Source organism: Bradyrhizobium sp. 23AC, assembly GCF_054863025.1.
This window is the reverse complement of sequence record NZ_JAVAYN010000196.1, coordinates 1-263: the sequence shown is the minus strand read 5'-3', so window position 1 is coordinate 263 and position 263 is coordinate 1. Positions and strand designations below refer to the sequence as shown.

1 protein-coding gene is annotated in these 263 nt (G+C 59.3%); it reads right to left on the bottom strand.

All coding sequences use genetic code 11. The annotated features are described in order from the left end of the window. Positions 1-23: 23 nt before the first annotated feature. Positions 24-263: hypothetical protein (locus RAD10_RS42080; protein ID WP_461622046.1), on the bottom strand; the 240-nt coding region annotated here is incomplete at its 5' end.

Sequence of the window (263 nt, the reverse complement as noted above, 5' to 3'; positions counted from 1 at the left end):
AAACCGCTTCACACTTTTCCGGATCATGCTGTAGCAGCCCGGGCGGCAGTTGGGTCCACGAGCTCGAGGTAGTCGCGATGGAAGGTCTCCACCTGAATTCGGCGGTCGAATTTCACGCGAACGCTACTTGGATAGGCGCTCCGACCTACGATCGTCCCTTCAAGACCCGCGTAGCTCGGGTGGCGACGACGTCCAAGGTTGCTCATCGTTACGCGATTGCCAGGCTGGATCAGCGACTGTCCCGTTCTCTCGATGCTCTGTCG